Raw genomic sequence first — 20,083 nt, forward strand, 5'->3', positions numbered from 1 at the left:
TTAGGCTACGTAGCAGATAATTTCGCCACCAAGACCAGCCTGGCGCGCTGCACGATCAGTCATAACACCTTTAGAGGTAGAAACAACTGCGATACCCATGCCAGCCATAACTTTCGGCAGCTCGTCTTTACGCTTATAAATGCGCAGACCTGGGCGACTGACACGCTGAATGCTTTCTACAACAGCTTTACCCTGGAAATACTTAAGAGTAAGTTCCAGTTCCGGCTTGGTGTCGCCTTCAACTTTAAAATCTTCAATAAAACCTTCTTCCTTCAGCACGTTGGCAATTGCCACTTTCAGCTTGGAGGAAGGCATGGTGACCGCAGCTTTATTCGCGGTCTGACCGTTACGGATACGGGTCAGCATATCCGCGATCGGATCTTGCATGCTCATCTGTCTTTACTCCCGTGATTCAATTGGTAATTACCAGCTAGCCTTTTTCAAGCCTGGTACTTCACCGCGCATGGCGGCTTCACGCAGTTTGATACGGCTCAACCCGAACTTGCCCACATAGCCATGCGGACGACCTGTTTGACGGCAGCGGTTACGCTGACGGGACGGGCTGGAATCACGCGGCAGAGACTGCAGCTTCAGAACTGCGTTCCAACGATCTTCGTCGGTCGCGTTCACATCAGAGATGATAGCTTTCAGTTCAGCGCGTTTTGCGAAGTACTTATCAGCTAAAGCTACGCGCTTTACTTCGCGTGCTTTCATTGATTGCTTAGCCATTCAGTAACCCTACCTTACTTGCGGAACGGGAAGTCAAAGGCAGCCAGCAGAGCACGGCCTTCTTCATCAGATTTCGCAGTAGTGGTAATGGTAATATCCAAACCACGCACGCGGTCGACTTTATCGTAGTCGATTTCTGGGAAGATGATCTGCTCACGGACACCCATGCTGTAGTTACCACGACCGTCGAAAGACTTAGCGGACAAGCCACGGAAGTCACGGATACGTGGAACAGCAATAGTGATCAGACGCTCAAAGAACTCCCACATGCGTTCGCCACGCAGAGTTACTTTACAGCCGATCGGATAGCCCTGACGGATTTTGAAGCCTGCAACTGATTTGCGTGCTTTGGTGATCAGCGGTTTTTGACCGGAGATTGCTGTCAGATCAGCTGCTGCGTTATCCAGCAGTTTCTTGTCAGCGATCGCTTCACCAACACCCATGTTCAGGGTGATCTTCTCGACCCGAGGGACTTGCATGACAGAATTGTAGTTAAACTCAGTCATGAGTTTAGCGACTACTTCGTCTTTGTAGTAATCATGCAGTTTCGCCATCGTACTACTCCAAATTACTTGATAGTTTCGCTGTTAGATTTGAAGAAACGGACTTTTTTGCCGTCTTCGAATCTAAAGCCTACACGGTCAGCCTTGCCGGTTGCCGCGTTGAAGATAGCAAGGTTAGAGATCTGAATAGCTGCTTCTTTCTCTACGATGCCGCCTGGTTGGTTCAGGGCCGGAACCGGCTTCTGATGTTTCTTAACCAGGTTGATACCTTCAACAATGACCTTGCCGGAAGACAGGACATTCTTAACTTTACCGCGTTTACCTTTATCTTTACCGGTTAACACGATAACTTCGTCATCACGACGGATCTTCGCTGCCATGATTCGCTCCTTAGAGTACTTCTGGTGCCAGAGAGATAATTTTCATGAACTTCTCGTTACGAAGTTCACGAGTTACCGGCCCAAAAATACGCGTACCGATAGGTTGCTCGCTGTTATTGTTTAAAATAACGCATGCATTACCATCGAAGCGAATGACAGAACCGTCCGGGCGACGAACACCCTTCTTGGTGCGCACCACTACCGCCTTCAGCACATCACCTTTTTTGACCTTACCACGCGGAATTGCTTCTTTGATGGTGATCTTGATGATGTCGCCTACGCCTGCGTAGCGACGGTGCGAGCCACCCAGAACCTTGATACACATTACGCGACGTGCACCGGAGTTGTCGGCGACGTTCAGCATAGTCTGTTCTTGGATCATTTTAGTGCTCCGCTAATGTCAACTACTACTGAGACCCGAAAATCAGGTCGTTAAAAAAGCCCCATATCGGGGGCGCGGCATTATAACACCGCTTCAACGATATGGGTAGAAAAAATAAACGGCTCATCGCTGAGCCGTTTATTCGTTGAGAATGCGTACTGTATTACAGAACAGCTTTCTCTACAACGCGAACCAGCGTCCAGGACTTAGTCTTGGACAGCGGACGGCATTCGCGGATTTCAACCACGTCACCAGTACCGCATTCGTTGTTCTCGTCATGTACGTGCAGTTTGGTCGTACGCTTAATGAATTTACCGTAGATCGGGTGTTTCACAAAACGTTCGATAGCAACAACAATGGATTTCTCCATTTTGTCGCTAACAACGCGACCTTGCAGAGTACGGATTTTATCGGTCATTACGCACCCGCCTTCTCAGTCAGTAAAGTCTTAACGCGTGCGACATCACGACGCACTTGCTTCAACAGGTGAGACTGTTGCAGCTGGCCACTTGCAGCCTGCATACGCAGGTTGAACTGCTCACGCAGCAGGTTCAGCAGCTCGGTGTTCAGCTCTTCAACACTCTTCTCACGCAGCTCTTTTGCTTTCATTACATCACCGTCTTAGTTACAAAGGTGGTTTTAATCGGCAGTTTCGCTGCTGCCAGCTTGAATGCTTCACGGGCCAGCTCTTCCGGTACGCCGTCCATTTCATAAAGGACTTTACCCGGCTGAATCAAGGCAACCCAATACTCCACGTTACCTTTACCTTTACCCATACGCACTGCCAGCGGCTTTTCAGTGATCGGTTTGTCCGGGAATACACGGATCCAGATCTTACCTTGACGCTTAACTGCACGGGTCATAGCACGACGTGCTGCTTCGATCTGACGGGCAGTCAGACGACCACGGCCAACAGCTTTCAGACCGAAGCTGCCGAAGCTAACATCCGCGCCAGCAGCCAGACCGCGGTTACGGCCTTTGTGCATTTTACGGAATTTTGTACGCTTTGGTTGTAACATCAGCGACGCTCCTTATTTACGGCCTTTACGCTGCTGCTTTTTAGGTTGAGCAGCCGGTTTTTCCGGTTGTTCAACAGCAGCCATACCACCCAGGATCTCGCCTTTGAAGATCCATACCTTAACGCCGATTACACCGTAAGTGGTGTGCGCTTCAGAGGTGTTGTAGTCGATGTCAGCACGCAGAGTGTGCAGAGGAACGCGACCTTCACGGTACCATTCGGTACGTGCGATTTCCGCGCCGCCCAGACGGCCGCTAACTTCAACTTTAATACCTTTAGCGCCCAGACGCATTGCGTTCTGTACAGCACGCTTCATAGCACGACGGAACATAACACGACGTTCCAGCTGAGAAGTGATGCTGTCAGCAACCAGTTTTGCGTCCAGTTCAGGCTTACGCACTTCGGCGATATTGATCTGAGCAGGAACGCCAGCAATATCCGCTACGACTTTGCGCAGTTTTTCTACGTCTTCGCCTTTCTTACCGATAACGATACCCGGGCGAGCAGTGTGAATGGTCACACGGATGCTCTTAGCCGGACGCTCGATAACGATACGAGATACAGACGCTTTCGCCAGTTCCTTAGTCAGGTACTGACGTACTTTAAAATCGCTGTCCAGGTTGTCAGCGAATTCTTTGGTGTTCGCAAACCAGGTTGAGTTCCATGGTTTTACAATACCCAGGCGAATACCATTAGGATGTACTTTCTGACCCATTGCTAGTCTCCAGAGTCTCAGCGATCGGACACAACCACAGTAATGTGGCTGGTGCGCTTCAGGATGCGATCTGCACGACCTTTTGCACGCGGCATAATGCGCTTCATGCTCGGGCCTTCGTCTACGAAAATTTTCGTAACTTTCAGATCGTCAATGTCAGCGCCATCGTTGTGTTCAGCGTTAGCAATGGCAGATTCCAGGACTTTCTTAACCAGTACAGCCGCTTTCTTATTGGTGTAGGTCAGAATATCCAGAGCCTGCGACACTTTCTTACCGCGAATCAGGTCTGCAACAAGGCGAACCTTCTGAGCAGAAGAACGAGCATGGCGATGTTGAGCTAAAGTTTCCATCTCTTCCTCCTACCTTATTTCTTCTTCGCTTTTTTATCAGCAGCGTGGCCGCGATAAGTACGAGTCGGTGCGAATTCACCCAGTTTGTGACCGACCATTTCGTCGGAAACAAATACCGGAACGTGCTGACGACCATTATGGACAGCGATGGTCAAACCGATCATGTTAGGAAAGATCGTTGAACGACGGGACCAAGTGCGCAGGGGCTTCTTGTCTCCGCTTTCCACCGCTTTCTCTACCTTCTTCAGCAAGTGCAGGTCAATAAAAGGACCTTTCTTGAGAGAACGTGGCATGGCTTATCCTCTAAAATTATTTGCTACGGCGACGTACGATGAATTTATCAGTACGCTTGTTGCTGCGGGTCTTCTTACCTTTGGTCTGAACGCCCCACGGAGTTACCGGGTGCTTACCAAAGTTACGACCTTCACCACCACCATGTGGGTGATCGACTGGGTTCATCGCAGTACCGCGAACGGTAGGACGAACACCACGCCAGCGTGCAGCACCTGCTTTACCCAGAACGCGCAGCATATGCTCAGCATTGCCAACTTCGCCCAGAGTTGCACGGCAGTCTGCTTCGACTTTACGCATTTCACCAGAACGCAGACGCAGGGTGACATAAGCACCATCACGCGCAACGATCTGAACGTAAGTACCAGCGGAACGAGCCAGCTGACCGCCTTTACCTGGTTTCATTTCTACGTTATGAACGGTAGAACCAACCGGGATATTGCGCATCGGCAGGGTGTTACCTGCTTTGATTGCAGCATCAACGCCAGACTGAATCTGGTCGCCAGCTTTCAGGCCTTTAGGGGCCAGGATGTAACGGCGCTCACCGTCTTTGTACAGAACCAGCGCGATGTTCGCGGAACGGTTCGGATCGTACTCAAGACGTTCAACAATTGCCGGAATACCATCTTTGTTGCGTTTGAAGTCAACAATACGATATGCCTGCTTGTGACCACCACCGATGTGACGAGTGGTGATACGGCCATTGTTGTTACGACCACCGGATTTGCTGTTTTTTTCAATCAGCGGAGCAAAAGGTTTGCCCTTGTGCAGCTCTGGGTTGACCACTTTAACAACATGGCGACGACCCGGAGATGTCGGTTTACATTTAACAACTGCCATTGTATTACTCCTCCGACTTACTCAGCGCCGCCGACGAAGTCCAGATTCTGGCCTTCCTTCAGGGTGACGTAAGCTTTTTTCCAGTCGCTACGACGACCGATACGCTGTCCGTGACGTTTAACTTTCCCTTTAACTACCAGGGTGTTAACGACTTCGACTTCGACTTCAAACAGTTTCTGCACAGCAGCTTTGATTTCTGCTTTGGTCGCGTCTTTAGCAACTTTGAGAACGATGGTATTGGTTTTTTCCATCGCAGTAGACGCTTTTTCAGAAACGTGCGGTGCACGCAGCACCTTCAGCAGACGTTCTTCACGAATCATGCCAGCATCTCCTCAACTTGCTTAACAGCATCAGCAGTCATTACGACTTTGTCGAAGGCGATCAGGCTAACCGGGTCGATACCAGTTGCATCGCGTACGTCAACCTTGTGCAGGTTGCGCGCAGCCAGGAACAGGTTCTCGTCCAGCTCACCGGTGATGATCAGCACATCTTCCAGAGCCATGTCTTTCAGTTTCTGTGCCAGCAGCTTAGTTTTAGGCGCTTCTACAGAGAATGATTCGACAACGATCAGACGATCCTGACGTACCAGTTCGGACAGAATGCTTTTCAGCGCGCCGCGGTACATCTTTTTGTTAACTTTTTGACTGTGGTCCTGCGGGCGAGCAGCGAAGGTCACGCCACCTGAACGCCAGATCGGGCTCTTGATAGAACCTGAACGCGCACGGCCGGTACCTTTCTGGCGCCACGGCTTTTTGCCTGAACCAGTTACTTCAGCACGAGTCTTCTGAGCACGAGTACCCTGACGAGCACCAGCTGCATAAGCAACAACAACCTGGTGAACCAGCGCTTCGTTGAAATCACGACCGAAGGTAGTTTCGGAAACAGTCAGCGCGCTCTGCGCGTCTTTCAATACTAATTCCATTGCTATCCCCTTACGCCTTCACAGCTGGTTTAACGATCAGGTCGCAACCGGTCGCACCCGGAACACCACCTTTAACCAGCAGCAGGTTGCGCTCAGCGTCAACACGTACTACGTCCAGGCTCTGAACAGTTACACGTTCGTTGCCCAGCTGACCTGCCATTTTCTTGCCTTTGAACACTTTGCCCGGAGTCTGGTTCTGACCGATAGAACCCGGAACGCGGTGAGACAAGGAGTTACCGTGAGTAGCGTCCTGGGTACGGAAGTTCCAGCGCTTAACGGTACCAGCGAAACCTTTACCTTTAGAGGTACCGGTTACGTCAACTTTTTTAACGTCAGCAAACAGTTCAACGCTAATGTTCTGACCAACGGTGTATTCTTCACCATCTGCCAGACGGAACTCCCACAGGCCGCGGCCAGCTTCTACGCCAGCTTTAGCAAAGTGACCAGCTTCCGGCTTAGTTACACGGTTAGCTTTTTTAGCACCAGTGGTAACCTGAACAGCGCGATAGCCATCGTTAGCCAGATCTTTAACCTGAGTAACGCGGTTTGCTTCAACTTCGATAACGGTTACTGGGATAGATACGCCATCTTCAGTGAAGATGCGGGTCATACCCACTTTTTTACCGACTAAACCAATCATTGTATCAACCTCTCAATCGCTCGATGACCTGATTAACCCAGGCTGATCTGCACGTCTACACCGGCAGCCAGGTCCAGACGCATCAGAGCATCAACGGTTTTTTCAGTTGGCTCAACGATGTCAACCAGACGCTTGTGAGTGCGAATTTCGTACTGATCACGCGCGTCTTTGTTAACGTGCGGAGAGATCAGAACGGTAAAGCGCTCTTTGCGGGTCGGCAGCGGGATCGGACCACGAACCTGCGCACCAGTGCGCTTGGCAGTCTCGACGATTTCCGCGGTTGATTGATCGATCAGACGATGATCAAACGCTTTCAAACGGATACGGATTCTTTGGTTCTGCATGAGACCAGAGCTCCAATTATTTTATAGACGAAATAGTTACTCCTCAAACCCATTACGATTGATGGGAGAGTGTAACCGTTCTTACAGAGTTCCCCGATTGGGAACATTGTCTGGTATCGCTTTCGCAGTACCGGTGGCTCATATTGAGCCGCTGTCAATATTAGACAAGCCCGCGCATTATACGTAAATCTCAGCCATACGCAAGCGCCGCGTAGATATTAATCACTCAGGCGGCTGATGCGAGCACGGTTCCACTCTATATGCAGCCGTTTTAGAGTGCCGTAATTTTTCTGGAAGGAGGTCACCGTTATCGCGTTCCTGGTCTTGAGTGACGCCCACTTTTGCTTGAGGGTGATCCCTTTACCGCAAAGGACGCATACATGTACGCCACCCTTCCCTTCCTGATTATCTATACCACTTTGTGCGGGTTGCTTTGGGTCCGAGATTTACGCACCGGGTTATTGCCCAACAAGTTTACCTGCCCTCTTCTCTGGAGCGGCCTTATTTATCATCTGTTTTGCCGACCTGCACTGTTGTCCGATGCACTTTGGGGAGCCATCGTGGGGTATGGCGTATTTTCTCTGATCTACTGGAGCTACCGGCTGGTATACCGACAGGAAGGGCTGGGTTATGGAGATGTAAAATTTCTCGCCGCACTGGGCGCATGGCATCGTTGGGAATCATTACCGCTACTGGTGTTCCTGGCTGCCAGTTTTGCCTGTTGTATGGCGGGAATGGCCTGGATTAAGCATGGGAAAAAGGGACTAAAAAACCCGCTGCCTTTTGGACCATATCTGGCGGCTGCGGGTTTTGTTATTGGCTGGATACGTTTGATGCAGGGCGATTAGTCACTGACTTTAATTTGCGATTGCAGATAATTTTGCAATCCAAGTTTAGATATCAGGTCCAGCTCTGTTTCGAGCCAGTCGATATGCCCTTCTTCGTCGGTCAGGATCTCGATCATCATGTCCCGGCTAACATAGTCATGAACGCTATCGGCATAGGCAATGGCTTCGCGTAAATCTTTCGCACCTTCAAGCTCAAGTCGAAGATCGGACTGCAGCATCTCTTCAACATCTTCGCCTATCCCCAACTTACCCAGATCCTGTAAGTTTGGCAGCCCTTCTAAAAATAAAATACGCTCAATATATTTATCGGCGTGTTTCATCTCATCGATAGATTCATGATACTCAACATCATTGAGACGAGTCAGTCCCCAGTTTTTAAACATACGGGCATGGAGAAAATACTGGTTGATTGCGACAAGCTCATTTCCCAATAGTTTATTGAGATAATTTATGATTTTAACATCACCTTTCATTTTATAGTCCCTCCGCTTCCACTCTTAGAGCGTAGATGGGGCTACAGGGATGTCAAAAAAAAGAGTGTGACTCAGGCGATCTCTTTAAATTCTGGCATTTGTGTTAGCTCATCCTGCATAACTTCACGTGCCGCGCGGATGCATTTACCGCATTGATTTCCCACAGGAATAAATTTACGTAATTGCTGGAAAGACTGTGGGTGAAACTGGCGAACAGCCTGACGAATTTTTTTATCACTTATCGCATTACACAAACAAACGTACATGATCGCTCCCGTTCAATTTATGCGCAAAGTGTAAATGAGAATAGTTATGATTACAATAGCACAATTATGTTTGCATGCGGATTGAGCGAACGAAAAATGCGAATAAATATTACAGTCATTAAATAGCAGGCAGCAAAAAGGGCGCCGAAGCGCCCTTTTTAAGCTCAAAGCTAATTAATAAATAATTAGCTCATTACTTTAGCAACAACGCCCGCACCTACAGTACGGCCGCCTTCACGGATTGCGAAACGCAGACCGTCGTCCATCGCGATCGGGTGAATCAGGGTAACAACCATTTTGATGTTGTCGCCCGGCATTACCATCTCTACGCCTTCCGGCAGTTCGATGGTACCAGTCACGTCAGTAGTACGGAAGTAGAACTGCGGACGGTAGCCTTTGAAGAACGGAGTATGACGGCCGCCTTCGTCTTTGGACAGAATGTACACTTCAGATTCGAACTTGGTGTGCGGCTTGATAGAGCCCGGCTTAGCCAGTACCTGACCACGTTCGATTTCTTCACGTTTGATACCACGCAGCAGAACACCAACGTTCTCACCAGCACGGCCTTCGTCCAGCAGTTTGCGGAACATTTCAACGCCAGTACAGGTAGACTTAGCAGTCTCTTTGATACCAACGATTTCAACTTCTTCACCAACTTTGATGATACCGCGCTCTACACGACCGGTAACAACGGTACCACGACCGGAGATGGAGAATACGTCTTCGATAGGCAGCAGGAACGGCTTGTCAATCGCACGCTCTGGTTCCGGGATGTAAGAATCCAGGAAGCCAGCCAGTTCGATGATTTTTTCTTCCCACTCTGCTTCGCCTTCCAGCGCTTTCAGAGCAGAACCACGAACGATCGGAGTGTCGTCGCCCGGGAAATCGTACTGAGACAGAAGTTCACGAACTTCCATTTCTACCAGTTCCAGCAGCTCTTCGTCATCAACCATGTCGCATTTGTTCAGGAACACGATGATGTACGGAACGCCTACCTGACGACCCAGCAGGATGTGCTCACGAGTCTGCGGCATCGGGCCGTCAGTCGCAGCAACAACCAGGATCGCGCCGTCCATCTGCGCAGCACCGGTGATCATGTTTTTAACATAGTCGGCGTGGCCCGGGCAGTCTACGTGTGCGTAGTGGCGAGTCGGGGTGTCATATTCAACGTGAGAAGTGTTGATGGTGATACCACGAGCTTTTTCTTCCGGAGCGTTATCGATCTGGTCGAATGCACGAGCAGCACCGCCGTAGGTTTTAGCCAGTACGGTGGTGATTGCAGCGGTCAGAGTAGTTTTACCGTGGTCAACGTGGCCGATGGTGCCGACGTTAACGTGCGGTTTTGTACGTTCAAATTTTTCTTTAGACACGGCTATATTCCTTACTATAGTGCTCTCCCCTTTGGAGAGAGCACGGGACTTAGGTTTTAATCCTGTGGCTTATTTACCACGGGCTTCAATAACGGCCTGAGCAACGTTGTTCGGCGCATCGTCGTACTTCAGGAACTCCATGGAGTAAGAAGCACGGCCTTTGGTCAGAGAACGCAGTTGAGTTGCATATCCGAACATTTCAGACAGCGGAACTTCAGCGTGAATAACAACGCCAGTGACGTTGGATTCCTGACCACGAAGCATACCACGACGGCGGCTCAAGTCACCGATAACGTCACCGGTGTTCTCTTCCGGAGTCTCTACTTCAACCTTCATGATAGGCTCAAGCAGAACTGGTTTCGCTTTCTTAAAGCCATCTTTGAAGGCGATAGAAGCGGCCAGTTTAAACGCCAGCTCAGAGGAGTCAACGTCATGGTAAGAACCGAAGTGCAGACGCACGCCCAGATCAACAACCGGGTAACCCGCCAGCGGGCCAGATTTCAGCTGTTCCTGGATGCCTTTATCAACGGCCGGGATGTATTCGCCAGGAATTACACCACCTTTGATGTCGTTGATGAACTCGTAGCCTTTCGGGTTTGAACCCGGCTCCAGCGGGTACATGTCGATAACAACATGACCGTACTGACCGCGACCACCAGACTGCTTAGCGTGTTTACCTTCGATATCGGTAACTTTCGCGCGAATCGCTTCGCGGTAAGCAACCTGAGGTTTACCGACGTTCGCTTCAACGTTGAATTCACGCTTCATACGGTCAACGATGATGTCGAGGTGCAGCTCACCCATACCGGCGATAATGGTCTGGTTAGATTCTTCGTCAGTCCATACGCGGAATGACGGGTCTTCTTTAGCCAGACGGCCCAGAGCCAGACCCATTTTTTCCTGGTCAGCTTTGGTTTTCGGTTCAACTGCGATGGAGATTACCGGCTCAGGGAATTCCATACGTTCCAGAATGATCGGGTGATCCGGGTCACACAGGGTGTCACCAGTGGTCACGTCTTTCAGACCGATTGCAGCCGCGATATCGCCCGCGCGAACTTCTTTGATCTCTTCACGTTTGTTAGCGTGCATCTGTACGATACGGCCAAAACGTTCACGTGCAGTTTTCACGGAGTTCAGGATGGTGTCACCGGAGTTAACCACACCAGAATACACGCGGAAGAAGGTCAGGTTACCCACGAACGGGTCGGTAGCGATTTTGAATGCCAGAGCAGCAAACGGCTCTTCATCGCTAGCGTGACGCTCAGCCGGAGTATCTTTACCGTCGTCCAGGATACCGTTGATCGCAGGTACGTCGATTGGGGATGGCAGGTAATCAATTACCGCATCCAGCATCGCCTGAACACCTTTGTTCTTGAACGCAGAACCACAGGTTACCAGGATGATTTCGTTGTTCAGAACGCGCTGACGCAGAGCTTTTTTGATCTCTTCTTCAGTCAGTTCTTCACCACCCAGGTATTTCTCCATCAGCTCTTCTGAAGCTTCTGCAGCGGACTCGATCAGGTTCTGGTGCCATTCTTCAGCCAGTTCCTGCATGTCAGCCGGGATATCTTCATAAGTGAAGGTTACACCTGCGTCTTCTTCGTTCCAGTTGATGGCTTTCATTTTCACCAGGTCAACAACACCGGTGAACGCTTCTTCAGCGCCAATTGCCAGCTGCAGCGGAACAGGGTTCGCGCCCAGACGGGTTTTGATCTGACCAACAACTTTCAGGAAGTTCGCACCCATGCGGTCCATTTTGTTAACGAACGCAATACGCGGAACTTTATATTTGTTTGCCTGACGCCATACGGTTTCAGACTGAGGCTGAACACCACCAACTGCGCAGTAAACCATTACTGCACCATCAAGCACACGCATGGAACGTTCTACTTCGATAGTGAAGTCAACGTGCCCCGGGGTGTCGATGATGTTTACGCGATGCGGTTCATACTGCTTAGCCATACCAGACCAGAATGCAGTAGTCGCTGCGGAGGTGATAGTAATACCACGCTCCTGCTCCTGCTCCATCCAGTCCATGGTGGCTGCGCCGTCATGAACTTCACCGATTTTGTGGTTTACACCGGTGTAGAACAGAATACGTTCGGTAGTAGTGGTTTTACCGGCGTCGATGTGCGCACTGATACCGATGTTACGGTAGCGCGCGATGGGTGTTGTACGAGCCATTTGATTCCTCGTTTATCTTTTAGGCGTTCAATTTAAGTAGCCCAAAGCGGGCTGCTTACTAGAAGCGCCCGCCTGGTGACTAAAACTCCGAAGGGATTACCAACGGTAGTGTGCGAACGCCTTGTTGGCTTCTGCCATACGGTGAACGTCTTCACGTTTCTTAACTGCAGTACCTTTGTTTTCTGCAGCATCAGAAAGTTCGTTCGCCAGGCGCAGAGCCATGGATTTATCACCGCGTTTACGAGCAGCTTCAACGATCCAACGCATTGCCAGAGCATTACGACGGACCGGACGGACTTCAACTGGTACCTGATAAGTAGAACCACCAACGCGGCGAGACTTAACTTCGACAGTCGGGCGCACGTTTTCGAGAGCTACTTCGAAAGCTTCCAGTTCGTTTTTACCAGAACGCTGAGCCAGGGTCTCCAGCGCGCTGTATACGATAGTTTCGGCAGTAGATTTTTTACCATCTACCATCAGGATATTTACAAATTTAGCCAGCAGTTCTGATCCGAACTTCGGATCCGGCAGAATTTTACGCTGACCAATGACGCGACGACGTGGCATGGAAATACTCCGTTGTTAATTCAGGATTGTCCAAAACTCTAAGAGTTTAGTTTGACATTAATATAAAACGTTTGGCCTTACTTAACGGAGAACCATTAAGCCTTAGGACGTTTCACGCCATACTTGGAGCGTGATTGCTTACGGTCTTTAACGCCGGAGCAGTCAAGCGCACCACGAACGGTGTGGTAACGAACACCCGGGAGGTCTTTTACACGACCGCCACGGATCAGGATCACGGAGTGCTCCTGCAGGTTGTGACCTTCACCACCGATGTAGGAAGTCACTTCAAAACCGTTAGTCAGACGAACACGGCAAACTTTACGCAGTGCGGAGTTCGGTTTTTTAGGAGTGGTAGTATATACACGAGTACATACGCCACGTTTCTGCGGGCATGCTTCCAGCGCAGGCACGTTGCTTTTTGCAACTTTGCGTGCACGTGGTTTGCGTACCAGCTGGTTAACTGTTGCCATTAAATAGCTCCTGGTTTTAGCTTTTGCTTCGTAAACACGTAATAAAACGACCTCATACAATATGAGGACGCAGAATTTTAGGTCGGTGTCGAAAAGGTGTCAAGAAATATACAACGATCCCACAATTACCAGGCCATCTGGTTGGGATGCTTCACCGTAAGTCTGACGAAGTCAGTATAGCCAACCCTGACGACACTGTCTGAAATTTGACCATCTAACCCGCGAGCTTTAATGTCTTCTTCCAGTACATAGACCTTAATGGAGGCGTTTTGCAGACTTTCAAGGAAGCGGCTCCCTTCTACTGCGGCGGTCACGCCATCCTGGAGTAATAAAAGCTCGTCGTCTTCGCCAAGAAAACGAAGAAGGGAGGAGAAATCGGTAAGCCACGCAGAGCGATGTAAGGTATGCAGCATGAGAGTCTCAAAACCTCAAAATGACGTCATAGTTGCCAAGCTCGCGGCGCAACGCTTCGGGTTCAAGTACCGTCGCATCAACCACAAAATTGACGCCCTGCTCCAGACCGCGCTCGCGCAATGAGGCGGCGCAAAGCCAGCATTGTTCTATATCGTACAACCCAAACAGCTTAAAGGTCGCGATATAGTCCCGGGCCAGGACGACATCAGGTTGCTGCCCCTGTAAGATCTGGAAGACACCATCACCAATAAAGAAAACGCCAAGGTTTTCCGTTAACGCTGATGTCGCAAGTAAGGCATCGAGTCCTTCGCGGCCAGACGTGCTTCCGTGCGGCACGGTGGAAAAGACAAAAGCAACACGTTTCATTAAAACTGCACCACGCGATCGCAAGTCAGAGATGACTCAGCCAAAGAACCCAGCCCGCTGAGGCTAAAACCTGATTGTAAATTAGCACATGCCAACCCCAATCTCTTTGCTTCAACCTCATCAACAACACCACGACGCAACGCCGCCGCCACACAGATATGCAGCTCCACACCGTGTTGCTGGTTAAGCTGTTGCCAGGCTCGCACCAGATCAAATTCATCACTGGCAGGCGATGTCAGAAAGTTCGCGTTATACACGCCTTCGCGATAGAAAAAGACGCGACTTAACTCATGCCCTTCCTCAAGCAACGCGTGAGCAAATTGCAGCGCGCTGCTCGCCTGTTGTGTGCCGTAAGCGGGTCCGGTCACCATGATGGCAAAACGCATTACTTATCTTGCCCCTGGAAATCGCCGCTTTTGAACTGGCGAATATAGAGGTAGACAGTGTGCTTGGAGATGTTCAGACGGTCAGCAACCTGGTTTATCGCATCTTTGATATCGAAGATGCCTTTCTCATACAGATTCAGGACGATCTGACGATTCTTCGCGTTGTTCGATACGTTGCGATCGGCATTCACTTCTTCAATCGTGAACTCGAGCGTCTGGGTTACCAGATCTTCCACGGATGACGCGAAATTCACGGCAGAACCCACTTCCGGGGTTTCCGGTGGAATAAAGGTGCTCATTATCTGCGAGAAAGGCACATCAAGATTCATGTTGATGCACAGCAGACCAATAACGCGATGCTCACGGTTGCGAATAGCAATCGTCACCGACTTCATCAAGACACCGCTTTTCGCACGTGTAAAATAACATTTCGACACGCTGCTATCCGCACCCGTCATATCATGCAGCATGCGCAACGCAAGGTCGGTAATCGGAGAGCCGATTTTTCGGCCCGTGTGTTCACCGTTGGCGATGCGAATGGCCGAGCATTTCAAATCCTGCAAAGAGTGCAATACGATTTCACAATGGGAACCAATGAGCATCGCTAACCCGTCCACTACCGCTTCGTAGGATTTAAGGATATCGAAGTCGGTTTGATCGAATGGACGTTGATCCAGCAAATCAAGTTCACTGGTTTCGTTGGTTAAAAGCGACCTGGACATGAAAAAAAGCACTCCTTTTCAGGAGCCTGTCGTTATATTGTCAGGGCAGGCTCATCACTATTGGGGCATCTAAAGTAATACAGCGCACGAGGCGCTTTCCAGTATTAATTATATCCTGTAGATAATAAAAAAACCGCCGCCCTGTGGGCGGCGGTTTGTCGAACCTTATTTCTTGCTGGCATCCGCCGCTTTATCAGCAGGCGCTGCATCTGGCTTCGCCTCTGCTTTCGGTGCTGGTTTGATGTCTAACAGTTCAACATCAAAGACCAGTGTGGAGTTTGCCGGAATGCCCGGAACGCCCGTTTTGCCGTAAGCCAGATCCGGTGGAATGACCAGCTGGATTTTACCGCCTTTCTTGATGTTCTTCAGACCTTCAGTCCAGCCAGGGATAACACCGTCAAGACGGAAAGAGAGCGGCTCACCACGGGTGTAGGAGTTATCAAACTCTTTACCGTCGATCAGCGTACCTTTGTAGTTTACAACAACCGTGTCGCTGTCTTTCGGTGCTTCACCGGTACCTTCTTTCTCTACTTTGTAGACCAGGCCAGTAGAAGAGGTTTTAACCCCTTTCTCTTTAGCAAACTTCTCGCGATACACTTTACCTTTGGCTTCATTATCAGCCGCGTCTTTTTCCATTTTCGCCTGAGCGGAAGACTTCACGCGCGCTTCGAATGCCTGCAGAGTTTGTTCGATTTCCTGGTCAGACAATTTGCTCTTGTCTGCAAATGCATCCTGAACACCCGCGATCAGCTGATCTTTATCCAGTTTGATGCCCAGTTTTTCCTGCTCTTTCAGAGAGTTTTCCATGTAACGCCCCAGGGACGCGCCCAGCGCGTAAGCTGATTTCTGGTCGTCATTTTTGAATGCAGCTTTGCTGTCAGCGGTAGCGGCTGGTTTCGCAGCATCAGCAGCGAAGGTGATTGGGGCATGCAGAGCAACGGCCATCGTGGTCGCCAGCAGCGTTACTTTAAACAGTGATTTCATCCATTTCTCCAGGGCCGGGGCATCTCACCCCAGGGTTATCTAACATAAAAATGTACTATAAAGCGTTGCAGAACAAATCAACATACAGGCACGCCCTATTATCGCCACTTTTCAGACTCTTTTTGTTTAAATTAGTTTCGTTGCAGGGGAATGAGTACTGTGCAAACAGACAAAGTTGAGTAGAATTCGCCACAATCCGCGATCTGCCGGAAATAACAGAAGAGGTGAATCATGCAGGATACAACAATGGAAACTCGCCTGGCTGAGCTGGAAAGTCGCCTGGCATTTCAGGAAATCACCATTGAAGAGCTCAATGTGACGGTAACCGCACACGAACTGGAAATGGCTAAACTGCGCGATCATCTGCGTCTACTGACGGAGAAGCTCAAAGCAACGCAGCCATCTCATATTGCGGCGCAGTCCGAAGAGACACCACCACCCCATTATTGAGATATAAAAAAAGCGGGGATCTCCCGCTTTTTTTTGTGCCGGATGGTGACGCAAACGTCTTACCCGGCCTACTCATCATACCCAAAACCGTTCAACTCACAGCAACACCGCCGTGGGTTGAAAGATGACAGGTATTAGTGGCAACCGCAGCCGCCGTGACCTTTACCGCCACCACCGCAGCAGCCTTCGCCGCCGTGCTCATGACCGTGGTCATGGCCGTGACCGCCGCAGCAGCCTTCGTGATCGTGGTCATGGTCGTGACCGTGCGCACCGTGAACGTGGCCGTGAGCCAGTTCTTCTTCGGTCGCTTCGCGGATCGCAACAACTTCTACGTTGAATTTCAGATTCTGGCCAGCCAGCATGTGGTTACCGTCAACCACTACGTGGTCATCTTCCACTTCGGTAATTTCTACCGGTACTGGACCCTGGTCGGTTTCAGCCAGGAAACGCATGCCAACCTGCAGCTCGTCAACGCCCATGAAAACGTCTTTAGGAACGCGCTGTACCAGGTTTTCGTCATACTGACCGTAAGCATCGTTCGCGCCCACAGCAACGTCGAATTTATCACCAACTTCATGACCGTCCAGCGCTGTTTCCAGGCCAGAAATCAGGGAACCGTGACCATGCAGGTAGTCCAGCGGTGCACTCACCGGAGACTCATCAACCAACACACCGTCTTCTGTACGTACCTGATAGGCCAGGCTGACCACCAGGTCCTTTGCTACTTTCATGATATCTCCTGAGCATGGAAAGAATAGTGGCGCAGATTGTAGCGGAATTCTGCACCCGTGTACCCTCTAGCTTAAAAAAAGCTGCGGCATATCGCTAGTCCGGATGAAAAATCCCTATCACTTGCTCTTCTTTGCGAACGTGCTCGCGCGCTTCTTCATCGGCTTCTCGCATCTGATGGCCGCACTTAACACACTCAACAATATCGATATTATTTTCACGCCACATCGCCAGCGAATCCTGAGCCTGGCAGGACGGGCATTTTGCCCCTGCAATAAAACGTTTACGGATTGCCATGGTTATCCTCTACTCAAATTCATCCCAGCCATCTAACTGGCGTCGCTCTTGTTGCATCTCGCGATGGAAAATCTCTTCCAGTTCACGCCGGGCTTCTCTGGCACGCGAGATTTGTACCGTGTCGGTATGTACCGGGATAAGCTCCCGTAACATGCGCATGTCCAGCCGGCGAAAATGCAGCTGAGCGCGCTGAGCCTGATGCGGATGCATACCCAATGAGACCAGCGTTTTACGCCCCAACTCCAATGCACTCGAAAAGGTTTCTCGGGAAAACTGTGTTACACCTGCCTGTAATAACTCATGTGCTTCAACACGTCCGCGCGCTCGCGCAAGAATATGCAAATGCGGGAAGTGTTGCTGACAAAGTTCCACCAGCTTCATGGTGTCTTCAGGCTCATTGCATGTAATCACTATCGATTCCGCTGCTTCCGCGCCAGCAGAACGTAACAGCTCGACCTGCGTCGCGTCGCCGTAATACACCTTATAGCCGTATTTGCGCATCAGGTTAACCGCGCTGATATCTCGCTCCAGGACGGTAATACGCATTTTATTCGCCATCAGCAAACGACCAATCACCTGACCAAAGCGCCCGAATCCCACCACAATTACCTGTGGCTTATCATCTTCCACCCAGGGTTTTTCATCTTCGTCATCCGGGCCGTTAAACTGGCGAGAGAGCCATTTATCAATCAATTTCATTAGCAGCGGCGTCGTCATCATCGACAACGTGACGGTCACCAGTAGCAGCGCCATTTGATCGCCCTGAAACAGTCGCTGTGAAGAGGCGATTGAGAAAAGAACAAAGGCAAATTCACCCCCCTGACTTAATACACCAGCAAACTGCATCCGCTCGGAGCTTCTCATTCCATACAGCCGCGCCAGAAAATAGAGTACCGACGTCTTAACGACCACCAGCACAATGACGCTCGCCACCACCCACAAAAGGTGGGTATAGAGCACGCCAAGATTCAGCGACATCCCTACCGAGATAAAGAACAAACCAAGCAGCAGGCCTTTAAAGGGATCAATGGCCGTTTCCAGCTCGTGTCGGTATTCACTTTCCGCCAATAGCACGCCCGCGATAAACGTCCCGAGCGCCATCGACAGCCCCAGCGCATCCATAAATAATGCAGAACCCAGCACCAGCAGCAGCGTCGCGGCGGTAAACACTTCCCGCACACCGGAGCCCGCAATAAATCGAAACACAGGCCGCAGCAGGTAACGTCCGCCAATCAGCATGCCGGCAAAGGCCAGCACCTTCATCCCAATTTTGATCCAGTCAAAATGCTCATCGGCTGAGCCCGCTAACAGCGGCACCAACGCCAGTGCGGGGATCACGGCCAGATCCTGAAACAGCAGCACCGAAAATCCCAACTGGCCCGATTCGCTGCGGTTCATCCCCTTTTCCCGCATCAGCTGTAGCGCCATCGCCGTCGAGGACATCGCCAGACCAATGCCGCCCACGACCGCCGCCTGCCAGGAGAAATTCGTCAGCATGAGCAACCCAGCCAAAACGACGGCGCTGAGTACGACCTGCGCCGCGCCCACGCCAAAGATGGAACGCCGCAGTTGCCACAGCTTAGACGGGTTAAGCTCCAGTCCGATAATGAACATCAGGAACACGACACCCAGCTCAGAGAAGTGCAGAATTTCATCCACATCACTGATGAAGCCTAATCCCCATGGGCCGATAGCAATTCCCGCCAACAGATACCCTAAAACAGGGCCAATCCCCAGCCGCGATGCCAACGGCACCGCAGCCACCGCCGCGAAGAGAAACAGCACTCCCGCCAGCAATAAATCAGAACCTTCCATCAACGGCCTCCTGGGGGAATCGGATTTGCCAGCCAGTCACCATACGCTTTGGCATGGCTCTCCAGCTCCTGGCTGGTTTGCCGCCTGGCCCAGTAAACGATAATGGGGCTCATCCAGTGCATCCGGCACATACCTGCCGTCAACTCAAAAGGACGCAGCACATCGCTCATTGGATAGCGGTTCAAGGCATCATAGCGGTAAGCGCTCTCCGGCTCACCGGTCGTAATCACGCTTCGCCAGTACTTTCCCGCCAGTTGATTTCCTCCCGGCCCGCTGGCAAATCCACGGCTCAGTACGCGGTCAAACCACTCCTTTAGCAGAGCAGGACAGCTATAGGTATACAGCGGATGCTGAAAGACAATCACATCGTGCTCGCACAACAGCGCCTGCTCATGTGGGATGTCGATAAAAAAATCGGGATAGTGCGCGTAAAGATCGTGCACGGTAACATTACTGAGCTGCATGGCCGGTTTAAGCAGAACCCGGTTCGCGACCGAGTCCTGAGATTCCGGATGGGCATACAGCAGCAACACTTTCGCTGGCTGGAACATCATCCCCCTCCCGGTTATGTCTTTTGTCTATTTTCGACGTTTTGGGCTACCATTGCGCCTCGGTGCGGCAAACCGCC

Annotated in this window: 33 protein-coding genes; 2 read left to right on the top strand and 31 right to left on the bottom strand. The window is 50.7% G+C overall.

All coding sequences use genetic code 11. The features are described from left to right. The 16 genes from rpsH to rpsJ all read right to left on the bottom strand — a co-directional run bounded on the left by rpsH (position 1) and on the right by rpsJ (position 7,114). Positions 1-393, bottom strand: coding sequence for a 30S ribosomal protein S8 (gene rpsH, locus N7268_RS03605; RefSeq protein ID WP_123650840.1), 393 nt, complete (start codon positions 391-393; stop codon positions 1-3). Positions 394-423: 30 nt separating this feature from the next. Continuing rightward, positions 424-729, bottom strand: a complete 306-nt coding sequence (gene rpsN, locus N7268_RS03610; RefSeq protein WP_003031125.1) for a 30S ribosomal protein S14 — start codon at positions 727-729, stop codon at positions 424-426. Positions 730-743: 14 nt separating this feature from the next. After that, positions 744-1,283, bottom strand: coding sequence for a 50S ribosomal protein L5 (rplE, locus tag N7268_RS03615; RefSeq protein WP_003031123.1), 540 nt, complete (start codon positions 1,281-1,283; stop codon positions 744-746). A gap of 14 nt (positions 1,284-1,297) precedes the next feature. After that, positions 1,298-1,612 carry a 50S ribosomal protein L24 gene (gene rplX, locus N7268_RS03620; protein ID WP_003031122.1) on the bottom strand — a complete coding sequence of 105 codons (315 nt, stop codon included), beginning with the start codon at positions 1,610-1,612 and terminating at the stop codon, positions 1,298-1,300. Positions 1,613-1,622: 10 nt separating this feature from the next. Beyond that, positions 1,623-1,994 (bottom strand): 50S ribosomal protein L14, encoded by a 372-nt coding sequence (gene rplN, locus N7268_RS03625; protein ID WP_000613954.1) that lies wholly within the window; start codon positions 1,992-1,994, stop codon positions 1,623-1,625. A 163-nt stretch (positions 1,995-2,157) separates the two neighbouring features. Continuing rightward, positions 2,158-2,412, bottom strand: coding sequence for a 30S ribosomal protein S17 (rpsQ, locus tag N7268_RS03630; RefSeq protein WP_003031120.1), 255 nt, complete (start codon positions 2,410-2,412; stop codon positions 2,158-2,160). Further along, the gene (gene rpmC / locus N7268_RS03635) at positions 2,412-2,603 is read right to left on the bottom strand and encodes a 50S ribosomal protein L29 (RefSeq protein ID WP_000644742.1); all 192 of its coding nucleotides are present in this window, start codon (positions 2,601-2,603) and stop codon (positions 2,412-2,414) included. Before rpmC ends, rpsQ begins: the two co-directional genes overlap by 1 nt. Then, positions 2,603-3,013 (bottom strand): 50S ribosomal protein L16, encoded by a 411-nt coding sequence (gene rplP, locus N7268_RS03640; protein ID WP_000941208.1) that lies wholly within the window; start codon positions 3,011-3,013, stop codon positions 2,603-2,605. Before rplP ends, rpmC begins: the two co-directional genes overlap by 1 nt. A 12-nt stretch (positions 3,014-3,025) precedes the next feature. Beyond that, positions 3,026-3,727 carry a 30S ribosomal protein S3 gene (rpsC, locus tag N7268_RS03645; RefSeq protein WP_000529945.1) on the bottom strand — a complete coding sequence of 234 codons (702 nt, stop codon included), beginning with the start codon at positions 3,725-3,727 and terminating at the stop codon, positions 3,026-3,028. A 17-nt stretch (positions 3,728-3,744) separates the two neighbouring features. After that, complete coding sequence (gene rplV, locus N7268_RS03650; RefSeq protein ID WP_000448832.1) at positions 3,745-4,077, bottom strand: 50S ribosomal protein L22; 333 nt, start codon at positions 4,075-4,077, stop codon at positions 3,745-3,747. A 14-nt stretch (positions 4,078-4,091) separates the two neighbouring features. After that, the gene (gene rpsS / locus N7268_RS03655; RefSeq protein ID WP_001138115.1) at positions 4,092-4,370 is read right to left on the bottom strand and encodes a 30S ribosomal protein S19; all 279 of its coding nucleotides are present in this window, start codon (positions 4,368-4,370) and stop codon (positions 4,092-4,094) included. A 16-nt stretch (positions 4,371-4,386) separates the two neighbouring features. Further along, positions 4,387-5,208, bottom strand: a complete 822-nt coding sequence (rplB, locus tag N7268_RS03660; protein WP_198907468.1) for a 50S ribosomal protein L2 — start codon at positions 5,206-5,208, stop codon at positions 4,387-4,389. A 17-nt stretch (positions 5,209-5,225) separates the two neighbouring features. Next, positions 5,226-5,528, bottom strand: coding sequence for a 50S ribosomal protein L23 (rplW, locus tag N7268_RS03665; RefSeq protein ID WP_000617546.1), 303 nt, complete (start codon positions 5,526-5,528; stop codon positions 5,226-5,228). Beyond that, entirely contained in the window at positions 5,525-6,130 is a 606-nt protein-coding gene (gene rplD, locus N7268_RS03670) for a 50S ribosomal protein L4 (RefSeq protein WP_003031119.1), read from the bottom strand. The genes rplW and rplD overlap by 4 nt, the downstream gene beginning before the upstream one ends. A gap of 10 nt (positions 6,131-6,140) precedes the next feature. After that, positions 6,141-6,770 carry a 50S ribosomal protein L3 gene (gene rplC, locus N7268_RS03675; protein WP_003031117.1) on the bottom strand — a complete coding sequence of 210 codons (630 nt, stop codon included), beginning with the start codon at positions 6,768-6,770 and terminating at the stop codon, positions 6,141-6,143. A gap of 32 nt (positions 6,771-6,802) precedes the next feature. Then, positions 6,803-7,114 carry a 30S ribosomal protein S10 gene (rpsJ, locus tag N7268_RS03680; protein ID WP_001181005.1) on the bottom strand — a complete coding sequence of 104 codons (312 nt, stop codon included), beginning with the start codon at positions 7,112-7,114 and terminating at the stop codon, positions 6,803-6,805. Between the two features lie 380 nt (positions 7,115-7,494). Between rpsJ and N7268_RS03685 the strand changes: the two genes are divergently transcribed. Continuing rightward, a complete protein-coding gene (locus N7268_RS03685; protein WP_260861816.1) occupies positions 7,495-7,962 on the top strand; it encodes a prepilin peptidase in 468 nt (155 codons plus the stop codon). Here N7268_RS03685 and bfr read toward each other — a convergent pair. From bfr to fkpA, 11 genes are all read right to left on the bottom strand, one after another. After that, a complete protein-coding gene (gene bfr, locus N7268_RS03690; RefSeq protein ID WP_198907470.1) occupies positions 7,959-8,435 on the bottom strand; it encodes a bacterioferritin in 477 nt (158 codons plus the stop codon). The genes N7268_RS03685 and bfr overlap by 4 nt on opposite strands. A 71-nt stretch (positions 8,436-8,506) precedes the next feature. Then, the gene (gene bfd, locus N7268_RS03695) at positions 8,507-8,701 is read right to left on the bottom strand and encodes a bacterioferritin-associated ferredoxin (RefSeq protein WP_003031111.1); all 195 of its coding nucleotides are present in this window, start codon (positions 8,699-8,701) and stop codon (positions 8,507-8,509) included. 185 nt (positions 8,702-8,886) lie between these two features. Beyond that, positions 8,887-10,071 (bottom strand): elongation factor Tu, encoded by a 1,185-nt coding sequence (gene tuf / locus N7268_RS03700; protein ID WP_260861817.1) that lies wholly within the window; start codon positions 10,069-10,071, stop codon positions 8,887-8,889. A 69-nt stretch (positions 10,072-10,140) separates the two neighbouring features. Next, complete coding sequence (gene fusA, locus N7268_RS03705; protein WP_260861818.1) at positions 10,141-12,255, bottom strand: elongation factor G; 2,115 nt, start codon at positions 12,253-12,255, stop codon at positions 10,141-10,143. Between the two features lie 96 nt (positions 12,256-12,351). Further along, positions 12,352-12,822 carry a 30S ribosomal protein S7 gene (gene rpsG / locus N7268_RS03710; protein ID WP_003023657.1) on the bottom strand — a complete coding sequence of 157 codons (471 nt, stop codon included), beginning with the start codon at positions 12,820-12,822 and terminating at the stop codon, positions 12,352-12,354. A 95-nt stretch (positions 12,823-12,917) separates the two neighbouring features. Beyond that, positions 12,918-13,292, bottom strand: coding sequence for a 30S ribosomal protein S12 (rpsL, locus tag N7268_RS03715; protein ID WP_003023654.1), 375 nt, complete (start codon positions 13,290-13,292; stop codon positions 12,918-12,920). Positions 13,293-13,417: 125 nt separating this feature from the next. Beyond that, positions 13,418-13,705 carry a sulfurtransferase complex subunit TusB gene (gene tusB / locus N7268_RS03720; protein ID WP_260861819.1) on the bottom strand — a complete coding sequence of 96 codons (288 nt, stop codon included), beginning with the start codon at positions 13,703-13,705 and terminating at the stop codon, positions 13,418-13,420. Positions 13,706-13,712: 7 nt separating this feature from the next. Continuing rightward, positions 13,713-14,072 carry a sulfurtransferase complex subunit TusC gene (tusC, locus tag N7268_RS03725; protein WP_198907132.1) on the bottom strand — a complete coding sequence of 120 codons (360 nt, stop codon included), beginning with the start codon at positions 14,070-14,072 and terminating at the stop codon, positions 13,713-13,715. Continuing rightward, positions 14,072-14,458, bottom strand: coding sequence for a sulfurtransferase complex subunit TusD (gene tusD / locus N7268_RS03730; RefSeq protein WP_260861820.1), 387 nt, complete (start codon positions 14,456-14,458; stop codon positions 14,072-14,074). Before tusD ends, tusC begins: the two co-directional genes overlap by 1 nt. Next, a complete protein-coding gene (locus tag N7268_RS03735; RefSeq protein ID WP_198907130.1) occupies positions 14,458-15,180 on the bottom strand; it encodes a transcriptional regulator in 723 nt (240 codons plus the stop codon). The genes tusD and N7268_RS03735 overlap by 1 nt, the downstream gene beginning before the upstream one ends. Positions 15,181-15,345: 165 nt before the next feature. After that, positions 15,346-16,164, bottom strand: a complete 819-nt coding sequence (gene fkpA, locus N7268_RS03740) for an FKBP-type peptidyl-prolyl cis-trans isomerase (RefSeq protein WP_198907129.1) — start codon at positions 16,162-16,164, stop codon at positions 15,346-15,348. Positions 16,165-16,395: 231 nt separating this feature from the next. Here fkpA and N7268_RS03745 point away from each other — a divergent pair, with 231 nt between their 5' ends. After that, positions 16,396-16,614, top strand: a complete 219-nt coding sequence (locus N7268_RS03745; protein ID WP_198907128.1) for a protein SlyX — start codon at positions 16,396-16,398, stop codon at positions 16,612-16,614. Between the two features lie 134 nt (positions 16,615-16,748). On the opposite strand, the gene slyD is transcribed toward N7268_RS03745, so the two are convergent. From slyD to kefG, 4 genes are all read right to left on the bottom strand, one after another. Further along, entirely contained in the window at positions 16,749-17,345 is a 597-nt protein-coding gene (gene slyD / locus N7268_RS03750; protein ID WP_198907127.1) for a peptidylprolyl isomerase, read from the bottom strand. Between the two features lie 94 nt (positions 17,346-17,439). After that, on the bottom strand, positions 17,440-17,640 hold the full coding sequence (locus N7268_RS03755; RefSeq protein ID WP_260861821.1) for a YheV family putative zinc ribbon protein: 201 nt from the start codon (positions 17,638-17,640) through the stop codon (positions 17,440-17,442). 9 nt (positions 17,641-17,649) lie between these two features. Then, positions 17,650-19,455: a glutathione-regulated potassium-efflux system protein KefB gene (gene kefB, locus N7268_RS03760; protein ID WP_260861822.1), complete on the bottom strand. Its 1,806-nt coding sequence runs from the start codon at positions 19,453-19,455 to the stop codon at positions 17,650-17,652. Beyond that, positions 19,455-20,006, bottom strand: coding sequence for a glutathione-regulated potassium-efflux system ancillary protein KefG (gene kefG, locus N7268_RS03765; protein WP_260863522.1), 552 nt, complete (start codon positions 20,004-20,006; stop codon positions 19,455-19,457). The genes kefB and kefG overlap by 1 nt, the downstream gene beginning before the upstream one ends. Positions 20,007-20,083 lie beyond the last annotated feature (77 nt).

Source organism: Citrobacter sp. Marseille-Q6884 (assembly GCF_945906775.1).
In the GTDB taxonomy this organism is placed as follows: domain Bacteria; phylum Pseudomonadota; class Gammaproteobacteria; order Enterobacterales; family Enterobacteriaceae; genus Citrobacter.

Coding starts and splice junctions, on each gene's coding strand:
- rpsH (WP_123650840.1), bottom strand. CDS start 393: ATGAGCATGCAAGATCCGATCGCGGATATGCTGACCCGTATCCGTAAC.
- rpsN (WP_003031125.1), bottom strand. CDS start 729: ATGGCTAAGCAATCAATGAAAGCACGCGAAGTAAAGCGCGTAGCTTTA.
- rplE (WP_003031123.1), bottom strand. CDS start 1,283: ATGGCGAAACTGCATGATTACTACAAAGACGAAGTAGTCGCTAAACTC.
- rplX (WP_003031122.1), bottom strand. CDS start 1,612: ATGGCAGCGAAGATCCGTCGTGATGACGAAGTTATCGTGTTAACCGGT.
- rplN (WP_000613954.1), bottom strand. CDS start 1,994: ATGATCCAAGAACAGACTATGCTGAACGTCGCCGACAACTCCGGTGCA.
- rpsQ (WP_003031120.1), bottom strand. CDS start 2,412: ATGACCGATAAAATCCGTACTCTGCAAGGTCGCGTTGTTAGCGACAAA.
- rpmC (WP_000644742.1), bottom strand. CDS start 2,603: ATGAAAGCAAAAGAGCTGCGTGAGAAGAGTGTTGAAGAGCTGAACACC.
- rplP (WP_000941208.1), bottom strand. CDS start 3,013: ATGTTACAACCAAAGCGTACAAAATTCCGTAAAATGCACAAAGGCCGT.
- rpsC (WP_000529945.1), bottom strand. CDS start 3,727: ATGGGTCAGAAAGTACATCCTAATGGTATTCGCCTGGGTATTGTAAAA.
- rplV (WP_000448832.1), bottom strand. CDS start 4,077: ATGGAAACTTTAGCTCAACATCGCCATGCTCGTTCTTCTGCTCAGAAG.
- rpsS (WP_001138115.1), bottom strand. CDS start 4,370: ATGCCACGTTCTCTCAAGAAAGGTCCTTTTATTGACCTGCACTTGCTG.
- rplB (WP_198907468.1), bottom strand. CDS start 5,208: ATGGCAGTTGTTAAATGTAAACCGACATCTCCGGGTCGTCGCCATGTT.
- rplW (WP_000617546.1), bottom strand. CDS start 5,528: ATGATTCGTGAAGAACGTCTGCTGAAGGTGCTGCGTGCACCGCACGTT.
- rplD (WP_003031119.1), bottom strand. CDS start 6,130: ATGGAATTAGTATTGAAAGACGCGCAGAGCGCGCTGACTGTTTCCGAA.
- rplC (WP_003031117.1), bottom strand. CDS start 6,770: ATGATTGGTTTAGTCGGTAAAAAAGTGGGTATGACCCGCATCTTCACT.
- rpsJ (WP_001181005.1), bottom strand. CDS start 7,114: ATGCAGAACCAAAGAATCCGTATCCGTTTGAAAGCGTTTGATCATCGT.
- N7268_RS03685 (WP_260861816.1), top strand. CDS start 7,495: ATGTACGCCACCCTTCCCTTCCTGATTATCTATACCACTTTGTGCGGG.
- bfr (WP_198907470.1), bottom strand. CDS start 8,435: ATGAAAGGTGATGTTAAAATCATAAATTATCTCAATAAACTATTGGGA.
- bfd (WP_003031111.1), bottom strand. CDS start 8,701: ATGTACGTTTGTTTGTGTAATGCGATAAGTGATAAAAAAATTCGTCAG.
- fusA (WP_260861818.1), bottom strand. CDS start 12,255: ATGGCTCGTACAACACCCATCGCGCGCTACCGTAACATCGGTATCAGT.
- rpsG (WP_003023657.1), bottom strand. CDS start 12,822: ATGCCACGTCGTCGCGTCATTGGTCAGCGTAAAATTCTGCCGGATCCG.
- rpsL (WP_003023654.1), bottom strand. CDS start 13,292: ATGGCAACAGTTAACCAGCTGGTACGCAAACCACGTGCACGCAAAGTT.
- tusB (WP_260861819.1), bottom strand. CDS start 13,705: ATGCTGCATACCTTACATCGCTCTGCGTGGCTTACCGATTTCTCCTCC.
- tusC (WP_198907132.1), bottom strand. CDS start 14,072: ATGAAACGTGTTGCTTTTGTCTTTTCCACCGTGCCGCACGGAAGCACG.
- tusD (WP_260861820.1), bottom strand. CDS start 14,458: ATGCGTTTTGCCATCATGGTGACCGGACCCGCTTACGGCACACAACAG.
- N7268_RS03735 (WP_198907130.1), bottom strand. CDS start 15,180: ATGTCCAGGTCGCTTTTAACCAACGAAACCAGTGAACTTGATTTGCTG.
- fkpA (WP_198907129.1), bottom strand. CDS start 16,164: ATGAAATCACTGTTTAAAGTAACGCTGCTGGCGACCACGATGGCCGTT.
- N7268_RS03745 (WP_198907128.1), top strand. CDS start 16,396: ATGCAGGATACAACAATGGAAACTCGCCTGGCTGAGCTGGAAAGTCGC.
- slyD (WP_198907127.1), bottom strand. CDS start 17,345: ATGAAAGTAGCAAAGGACCTGGTGGTCAGCCTGGCCTATCAGGTACGT.
- N7268_RS03755 (WP_260861821.1), bottom strand. CDS start 17,640: ATGGCAATCCGTAAACGTTTTATTGCAGGGGCAAAATGCCCGTCCTGC.
- kefB (WP_260861822.1), bottom strand. CDS start 19,455: ATGGAAGGTTCTGATTTATTGCTGGCGGGAGTGCTGTTTCTCTTCGCG.
- kefG (WP_260863522.1), bottom strand. CDS start 20,006: ATGTTCCAGCCAGCGAAAGTGTTGCTGCTGTATGCCCATCCGGAATCT.